At 64.8% G+C, this 7,755-nt stretch carries 9 protein-coding genes; 3 read left to right on the top strand and 6 right to left on the bottom strand.

Translation table 11 applies throughout. The features are described from left to right. Window positions 1-47 precede the first annotated feature (47 nt). From C2U70_RS14080 to C2U70_RS14065, 4 genes are all read right to left on the bottom strand, one after another. The gene (locus C2U70_RS14080; protein ID WP_140978726.1) at window positions 48-455 is read right to left on the bottom strand and encodes a thiol-disulfide oxidoreductase DCC family protein; all 408 of its coding nucleotides are present in this window, start codon (window positions 453-455) and stop codon (window positions 48-50) included. A gap of 61 nt (window positions 456-516) precedes the next feature. After that, window positions 517-1,845 (bottom strand): SDR family oxidoreductase, encoded by a 1,329-nt coding sequence (locus tag C2U70_RS14075; RefSeq protein WP_433960677.1) that lies wholly within the window; start codon window positions 1,843-1,845, stop codon window positions 517-519. A 4-nt stretch (window positions 1,846-1,849) separates the two neighbouring features. Next, a complete protein-coding gene (locus C2U70_RS14070; RefSeq protein ID WP_140978722.1) occupies window positions 1,850-2,317 on the bottom strand; it encodes a DUF2269 family protein in 468 nt (155 codons plus the stop codon). Next, window positions 2,314-3,207, bottom strand: coding sequence for an alpha/beta hydrolase family protein (locus C2U70_RS14065; protein ID WP_140978720.1), 894 nt, complete (start codon window positions 3,205-3,207; stop codon window positions 2,314-2,316). The genes C2U70_RS14070 and C2U70_RS14065 overlap by 4 nt, the downstream gene beginning before the upstream one ends. Before the next feature lie 273 nt (window positions 3,208-3,480). On the opposite strand from C2U70_RS14065, the gene C2U70_RS14060 reads away from it, so the two are divergent. The 3 genes from C2U70_RS14060 (at window position 3,481) to C2U70_RS14050 (ending at window position 6,356) form a co-directional block, all read left to right on the top strand. Next, on the top strand, window positions 3,481-3,990 hold the full coding sequence (locus C2U70_RS14060; protein WP_140978718.1) for a GNAT family N-acetyltransferase: 510 nt from the start codon (window positions 3,481-3,483) through the stop codon (window positions 3,988-3,990). A gap of 174 nt (window positions 3,991-4,164) precedes the next feature. Continuing rightward, window positions 4,165-4,701 (top strand): inorganic diphosphatase, encoded by a 537-nt coding sequence (gene ppa, locus C2U70_RS14055; protein ID WP_140978716.1) that lies wholly within the window; start codon window positions 4,165-4,167, stop codon window positions 4,699-4,701. A 173-nt stretch (window positions 4,702-4,874) separates the two neighbouring features. Continuing rightward, entirely contained in the window at window positions 4,875-6,356 is a 1,482-nt protein-coding gene (locus C2U70_RS14050; protein ID WP_140978714.1) for a M20 family peptidase, read from the top strand. A gap of 159 nt (window positions 6,357-6,515) precedes the next feature. Here C2U70_RS14050 and folD read toward each other — a convergent pair whose 3' ends face one another. Continuing rightward, a complete protein-coding gene (gene folD / locus C2U70_RS14045) occupies window positions 6,516-7,400 on the bottom strand; it encodes a bifunctional methylenetetrahydrofolate dehydrogenase/methenyltetrahydrofolate cyclohydrolase FolD (protein ID WP_140978712.1) in 885 nt (294 codons plus the stop codon). Continuing rightward, on the bottom strand, window positions 7,397-7,738 hold the full coding sequence (locus C2U70_RS14040; protein ID WP_140978710.1) for a DUF167 domain-containing protein: 342 nt from the start codon (window positions 7,736-7,738) through the stop codon (window positions 7,397-7,399). The genes folD and C2U70_RS14040 overlap by 4 nt, the downstream gene beginning before the upstream one ends. Window positions 7,739-7,755: the final 17 nt, after the last annotated feature.

The following is a 7,755-nucleotide window of genomic DNA, read 5'->3' as shown; positions in this document are numbered from 1 at the left end:
CCCGGCGAAGGCCGGGACGACACTGAGTTTGTCTCGCTGTTGTCCCGCTACTCGATCACCCGCGCCCGCAAATCGGCATCCGGCACGAAACACGCGTCGTACTTCCCGAAAATGCGATAGCGATTGCGCGCGACAAGATTGTAGACGGCGTTGCGGAGCGGCTTTGGCACGGCGAACAGCACGCGGACCCAGCCCCAAGCCGGCAATTGCGACAGCACCGTCAGCGCGGCGTCCGACTTAAGGAACACCTCGCCGCCGTGGATCACGGCGTTCGTGTCGGGGTCATCAGGGTCGATCCCAAAGGTCCGCGCCAGCTTCGCGCCGTAATCCGACTGAATCGGCGTGAAACGGAAGCGGCGCGCGGTGTCGCGTTTCGCGACGAAGCGGACCCAGCGCGAGCAGAAGATACAGACGCCGTCGAACAGAATCACGTCATCGTCGGGCCATTGAGGCATTAGATTCTCTTTTTTGACGCGTTTTCTTCACGCGAACCGGGTTCCACTTCGCTCGAAAACGCTATCTGTTATCCAGCATGAGAAGCGCGACCAGCATCAGCACGATCGCTGGGCCCGTCTTCACGAGCGCACCGAGCGGCTCGATCCAGAGGTCGGGCGTCAGGATCGCGGCACCGAACATGTAGCCGAGCGAGGCTGTCATGCCGGCGATGAGACCGATCGCACAGGTGCGGCGGAAGGCGATGAGTACGCCGATCGACATGTCCATCAGGCTGGTGCCTATCGTGACGGGATCGACCAGCGCCGGCGGAAAGCCGTGCGTGGTCAAGATGCCGGCGGCGGCGCGGTAGGAGACGAACAGGGCGATGAAGCCGGAGACGAGCCAGAACACGACGAGGCTCGCGATGATCAGTGCCTTGACGAGGTACAGCCGCGCGAACCATTTGTCCTGAATGGTGGCGGGGTGCCGGCCGATCGTCTCGGACAGCGCCTTCGGCGTGATGCCGGTCGCTGACATCCAGGCCGAGGGATCGCCGGTGACGCCGCGGCGCAGCTCGGCGATCGCGGTGGTGCGCAACGGCGGCATCCAGCGGAGGCGGCTGGCGAGATCGCCGAGCCATGCGCTGCTAGCGAGCAGGAAGGCGGGCATGGCGACATGCGGCCAGTCGGCGGTGCCGAAAGCAACGCGGAACTGCCTGATGACACCGGCCATGGTGATCGGCTGCTTCTGCATCAGATCCCAGGTGACGGACTTCACGGAGGCGTCGCCGATATCGCGCGCGGCGAGCCAAGCGATGGTGGCGGCGATATCCTCGACCGCGACGGGTTGGAACGGCGTCGCCATTTCCTTCTCCGGCAGGTCGAGCGGAAACGCCGCGAGCGCGCGCAGCATGGCGCTGCCGCCATAGGCTGCTGGCGCCACCACGAAACCGGGCCGCAGGATTGCGTGGGGAATGCCTGACGCCGCGATCAGGCGTTCGGCCTCGCGCTTGGTGGTCGCAAAGGCCGTGCGGTCGTCCTCGGCGATGCCGGGGATCGAGATATGTACCAGCCGGATCGCGCGGCCGCTCGCGTGAATCGCCTGCAACAGGCGCGCGACGAAATCGCGATGCACGGCGTTGGTGTCGCTGCCGGGGCCGTCCTGGAGCACGCCGAGGCAGTTCACGACAATATCGATCGCGTGCTCGCGCAGGAGGCGCGTGAGCGCCGCCGCATCCAGCGACAGGATCGGCAATTCCAGATCGAGCGGGCTCATCTTCTGCGCCGGCGACAAGGATCGGGCGATACCGACGACACGGAATCCCCGCGCACGCAGATCGTCGGTGACGAAGCGACCGATCAAGCCGGAGGCGCCGAGCAGGAGATTGTTTTGCGAAGGCTCGCCCATCATTCCCTCAAAACGGCTTTGCGATCATCAGCCACAGGATCAGCATCGTCGCCCCAAAACCGGGGAAGCCGAAAATGAACCAGCGGCGGAACAGCAGGAAATAGCGCGGCGGCAGCGGGCCTTGCGTCTCCGCCGCCTTGCGCGCGAGATCGCGCATCTCGATCTGCATGACGACGACGGGCACCCAGAACAGGCCGGCTACGACATAGAGCGCGAGCGAGGCCATCACCCAGCGCTCGGCGATCGATGTCGCCGACAGCATCATCAGGAGGCCGCCGGTGACCGGCTGGAAGATCACCGCCGAGAACGTGAACAGCGCATCCGCGATGACGACGACCGATGCCGTGCGGGCGATGAACTCCGCGTTCTGGCTGCGATGTGCCATCAGCATGAAGAAGGCGATGCCGGTTCCAGTGCCGAGGATGACGATGGCGCCGAGCACGTGCAGATACTTGACCAGGAAGTACAGCGTCATGGCTTTTTGGCCGCAACCGGTGGCGCAGCCTTCAGCGCGCGGTCGAGCTCGGCGCTGACGGCTTTGACGCCGGCCTCGGTCTCGATCATCCAGTGGCCCTCGCTGCCGCTCGCCGGAATGCTGCGGAAATCGACCTTGTCGCCGCCGCTGCGAAATGCTGACGCCAATTGCTGCGAGAAGGCCGGGGCGAAATAGGTGTCGTTGGCGGCGACGAGCCACGTCACGGGGATGCGGGCGGCCTTGCCGAACTCGGTCGCGGCCGCGATGAGTGTATGCGGCGCGCAGATGCGGTTCGGGAAGTCGTTGGCATGGCCGCCGCGTCCGGGCGCGAACAATACGATGGCCGACAGCGCCTTCGGATCCTGCGTTGCCAGCGCGAGCGCACCCCAGCCACCGGCGGAATGGCCGAGCACGACGGCACCGTCCTTGCGGACAAAGTTTTGGCCGCGCATAAATTCCAGCGCGAGCGAAATCTGCTCGGCGGTGGCACGGCCGGATTTGACGTAATCGGCCTCGTCGCAGCCGCCCTGGTCCTCGGTGTAGCGGCCGCCGGTCGCGCCATGGCCGAGCCTTTCAGGCACCAGCACGGTAAAGCCGCGCGCGACCAGGAACGCCGCGAGTGCGGTGTATTCAGGCTGCGGCATTTGCACGCGACGCAAGACGTTTTGCGTCGTCGCGTGCGCGATCACAGCCAGGCGAAACGGCCCGTCGCCGGGCGGCCGGAACAGCAAGCTGCGGGCGGGATGCTCGGCGTCTGACGACGGCAGGTGCCATTGCTGCTTGCGCCACGGCTCGCCCTCGCCACCCACCGGCCCGTTTTGCGCGCGCGCCGATGCACTTGCGAACGCGGCAAGCATGAGAAAAACGATGGCGATGTTCAGGGAGCGCATGAAATGCCGGGGCGGGGTGCAGAGACCGCCGGCAGAGTAGCGGGCGCGAATCAACTTGGCCGCTGTTTTCTGCACACGCTCACCATCGCGTGAAACCATCACTGCCGCGGACGAGTTTTGCACTGCTGCAGGGCAGCCCGGTGCCGCCTGACGCGGCGTCCTGTCCTCTTTCGGTACAACATGGTTAATATACTGATGCAGAAAATCCACACGTTAACTGATAATTAACGATAGCTCTTGCCGCCGGCGCGGCGACTTGGTTTGATCCTGTCCATGAGCACAACCCTGATCGAGGTCCGGCCGGCCAAAATCGCAGACGCAACTGCTGTGGCGTCGACCCATGACGAAGCCTGGCGCTCGGCCTATCAGGGCATCATTCCCGGCGGCGAGCTGGAAAAGCTGATCAACCGCAGGGGGCCGCAGTGGTGGGACAGCGCAATCCGCAAGGGTAGCCGCGTCAGCGTTCTGGTGTTCGGCGACAAGATCGCGGGCTATGCCAATTACGGCCGCAACCGCGCCCGCAGCCTGCATTTCGATGGCGAGATCTACGAGCTGTATCTGCGCCCGGAATTCCAGGGTCTCGGCTTTGGCCGCCGCCTGTTCGCGGCCGCCCGCCGCGACCTGATGCAGAGCAACCTCAAGAGCATGGTGGTCTGGGCTCTCTCGGACAACGATCCGGCCACCGAGTTCTATCGGGCCCTGGGTGGCCGCATGGTGGCGCGCTCCTCGGAGCGATTCGGGCCAAAATCGCTCGACAAGGTCGCCTTCGCCTGGACCAACTGAGCTTAGAACGCTCCAACGGCACCCTTCCGCTGATACCGTTACGCTTTTTGCGTAGGCCGGAAGCTGAGTTCATTATTTCGCGAAAGTTCGATGGATAGCTGCCGCCAGCCCGCGTATGACAGGGCCAAATCGCTGCCGGGCGATTGAAGGACCTCGGCATTAACGGAGCTTTCCATGCGTATCGACGCGGTCTCGATCGGGACCAAACCGCCTCACGAAGTCAACGTCATCATCGAAGTGCCCGTGGGCGGCGAACCGATCAAATATGAAATGGACAAGGAGGCCGGCACGCTGGTGGTGGACCGCTTCCTCTATACGCCGATGCGCTACCCCGGCAATTACGGCTTCATCCCGCACACCCTGTCCGACGACGGCGACCCCTGCGACGTCCTGATCGTCAACACCCGCGCCATCATCCCCGGCGCCGTCATGAGCGTGCGCCCGGTCGGCGTGCTCTTCATGGAAGACGAGGCCGGCGGCGACGAGAAGATTCTGGCGGTGCCGTCCTCGAAGCTGACGCAGCGCTACGACAAGGTGAAGTCCTACTCCGACCTGCCCGATATCACGCTGCAGCAGATCCAGCACTTCTTCGAGCACTACAAGGACCTCGAGCCCGGCAAATGGGTGAAGATTTTGCGCTGGGGCGGCCCGGAAGACGCGCACAAGCTGATCGCCGAGGGTATCGAGCGCGAGAAGAAAAAGAAGAAATAGGTTCACTTGTCCCGGACGCGGTGCGGCATGAAATGACGCACCGCTGAGCCGGGACCCATGGCGCCACTGGGCCCCGGCTCGGCAGCGCATCACCATAGTGCGTCGAAGACGCGCGTGAACGCGCTTTTGGCACTGCGCTGCGTCCGGGGCACGAGCGCAATTCGGAATGGTCCATGCGCCGGCTTCTCAAGATTCTTCGCAACGTCGTTCTGCTCGTTGTCGCCGGCCTCGTCATTCTCGCCGGCGTGCTCGCCTTCAACGTCGTCACACGTAGCTCGCGCCAGCTTCAGGTTACGGCCATTCCGCGCGCGACCGTCGATACGCACGGCGCGGCAAAACGGCTGTCGGAAGCAATCCGCTTCCAGACCATCTCGAACTTCCTCAATCCCGAGCAGGACGCCGAGGCGTTGCGCGGGCTCGAGGCGCACATCCTTGCGAGCTTCCCCGCGTTCCACGCGGCGGCCAAGCGCGAGGTGATCGGCGGCCACAGCCTGCTCTACACCTGGGAAGGTTCCGATCCCAAAGCGCAGCCGATCGCGCTGCTCGCGCATCAGGACGTCGTGCCTATTGCTCCCGGCACCGAGAAAGACTGGCAGCAAAAGCCGTTCGAGGGCGCGATTGCCGATGGCTACATCTGGGGCCGCGGCTCCTGGGACGACAAGGGCAACCTCTATTCGATGCTGGAGGCGGCCGAGCAGATGGCGAAGGAGGGCTTTCGCCCGAAACGCACGATCTATTTTGCATTCGGCCATGACGAGGAAGTGGCGGGCACTCGCGGCGCCAAGCCGATCGCGGCAGCCCTGGCCACGCGCGGCGTGCGGCTCGACTTCGTGCTCGACGAAGGCCTGTTGATTGCCGACGGCGTCATGAAGGGCCTCGACAGGCCGGCGGCGCTGATCGGCCTGTCGGAAAAGGGCTATGCCACGCTGGTGCTGACGGCGCATTCGACGCCCGGCCACTCCTCGATGCCGCCGCGGGAGACCGCGATCGGCATGATGAGTGCGGCGCTGGCGCGGCTCGAGGACAATCGCCTGCCGATGCATATCCGCGGCACGGTCGCAGAAATGTTCGACACGCTGGCGCCGGAGATGAGCCCGGTCAACCGCGTGGTGCTGTCGAACCTCTGGCTGCTCAAGCCGCTGCTCCTGCGCGAGTTCGCCAAAAGCGGCCCGACCGAAGCGATGGTGCGCACCACCACGGCGTTGACGATCTTCAATGCCGGCGACAAGGACAACGTGCTGCCCGGCATTGCCGAGGCTACCGTCAATTTCCGCCTGCTGCCCGGCGACACCCAGGACAGCGTCACCGATCACGTCCGCACCACGATCAGGAACGACAAGATCTCGATCGAGCCCTTCCCCGGCAACACCAACCCGCCGCCGGTCACGGGCACGTCGGGCAAATCCTACCAAGCGCTGAACAAAACCATCCGCGAAGTCTTCCCCGATGTCGTCGTCGCGCCCGGCCTGATGGTGGCCGCAACCGACTCGCGGCACTACGCCGAGATCGCCGACAACATCTTTCGCTTCTCGCCGGTGCGCGCCAATTCGGAAGACTTGAAGCGCTTCCACGGCACCAACGAACGCCTCAGCATCGAAGGCTATGCCGACATGATCCGGTTTTATCGGCGGCTGATCGAGAATACGGCGGGGTAGGCTCTGTCCGCAGCGTTCCCCGGATGCTGCGCAGCGCGCCGCCACTTCGCGGCGTGATGCGCTGCTGATCCGGGGTCCATCCGGAGCAACTATGGGTCCCGGCTCTGCGGCGCACCGCTGAAGAAGCGCTGCGCCGCGTCCGGGACACGAGAGTGGGAGCTACACCGCCGGTTTTGCAACGCCCGCAATCGCACACGCCGCGCGCAGCGTGTTGACCAGCAGGCACGCCACCGTCATCTGGCCGACACCACCGGGCACCGGCGTGATCGCGCCGGCGACACCGAGCGCTTCCTGATAGGCGACATCGCCGACGAGTTTCGTCTTGCCGTCGTCTTTGGGAATGCGGTTGATGCCGACATCGATCACGGTCGCGCCCGGCTTCAGCCAGTCGCCACGAACCATCTCCGGCTTGCCGACGGCGGCATAGACGAGATCGGCTTGGCGTACCAATCCCGGCAGATCGCGCGAGCGCGAATGCGCGATCGTTACCGTGGCGTTCTCGTTCAGCAGCAATTGCACGAGCGGACGGCCGACCAGGTTGGAGCGGCCGATGACGATGGCGTTCATGCCTTCGAGGGAAGGATGCACGCTCTTGGTCAAGATGATGCAGCCGAGCGGCGTGCAGGGCGACAGCGCCTGAAAACCGCCGGCGAGCCGGCCGGCATTGTTCGGATGCAGGCCATCGACATCCTTGGCGGGATCGATGGCGTTGATGACGGCTTCGGTGTTGAGGCCTTTTGGCAGCGGCAATTGCACCAAAATGCCGTGCACGGCGGGGTCGCGGTTGAGCTTTGCGACCACCGCGAGCAAGTCGGCTTGCGAAACATCCGCCGGCAGCTTGTGCTCGAACGAGGCCATGCCGGCAGCCTGGGTCTGCGTGTGCTTTGAGCGGACATAGACTTCGGAGGCCGGATCGTTGCCGACCAGCACGACGGCGAGCCCCGGCACCAGATTGTGCTCGCGCTTGACGCGGGCGACTTCGTCGGCAACGCGCGCGCGCAAGTCCGCGGCAATGACTTTTCCGTCGATGATTTTGGCCGTCATTTCGATCCCTTATCCTCGGACGCTGCGAGCCGGCGCAGGGCCTCGCCCAAACGCGCCGGGTCGCCATCGACCGCAATCTGCTTCAGCCGCGACGTTGGCCCGGACAGCAGCCGCACGTCGGCTTTCCGCACCCCGAGCGACTTCGCCAACAGACCCAAAACCGCGCGGTTGGCCTCGCCGCCATCGGCAATGGCGCGCACCCGCACTTTCAGCACGCTGCGACCGTCGGCCAACTCTTCGATCCCGTCGATGTCATCGCGGCCTCCGCGCGGCGTCACGCGAATCGCAACGCTGACGCCGGTCGTTGAATAGCGCCAGGGCTCTTTCAACGACAACAGGACGCTCCGCTCGGCTG

The sequence above is a fragment of the Bradyrhizobium guangdongense genome (assembly GCF_006483445.1).
GTDB classification, from domain to species: Bacteria; Pseudomonadota; Alphaproteobacteria; order Rhizobiales; family Xanthobacteraceae; genus Bradyrhizobium; species Bradyrhizobium guangdongense_A.
Note: the sequence above shows the minus strand (reverse complement) of the source record. Positions and strands in the feature narration are given on the sequence as shown.

Bases quoted from the DNA above. Each gene is read 5' to 3' on its own strand.
- C2U70_RS14060 (WP_140978718.1), top strand. From the start codon at position 3,481: ATGAGCACAACCCTGATCGAGGTCCGGCCGGCCAAAATCGCAGACGCA.
- C2U70_RS14070 (WP_140978722.1), bottom strand. From the start codon at position 2,317: ATGACGCTGTACTTCCTGGTCAAGTATCTGCACGTGCTCGGCGCCATC.
- C2U70_RS14065 (WP_140978720.1), bottom strand. From the start codon at position 3,207: ATGCGCTCCCTGAACATCGCCATCGTTTTTCTCATGCTTGCCGCGTTC.
- C2U70_RS14080 (WP_140978726.1), bottom strand. From the start codon at position 455: ATGCCTCAATGGCCCGACGATGACGTGATTCTGTTCGACGGCGTCTGT.
- folD (WP_140978712.1), bottom strand. From the start codon at position 7,400: ATGACGGCCAAAATCATCGACGGAAAAGTCATTGCCGCGGACTTGCGC.
- ppa (WP_140978716.1), top strand. From the start codon at position 4,165: ATGCGTATCGACGCGGTCTCGATCGGGACCAAACCGCCTCACGAAGTC.
- C2U70_RS14050 (WP_140978714.1), top strand. From the start codon at position 4,875: ATGCGCCGGCTTCTCAAGATTCTTCGCAACGTCGTTCTGCTCGTTGTC.
- C2U70_RS14075 (WP_433960677.1), bottom strand. From the start codon at position 1,845: ATGATGGGCGAGCCTTCGCAAAACAATCTCCTGCTCGGCGCCTCCGGC.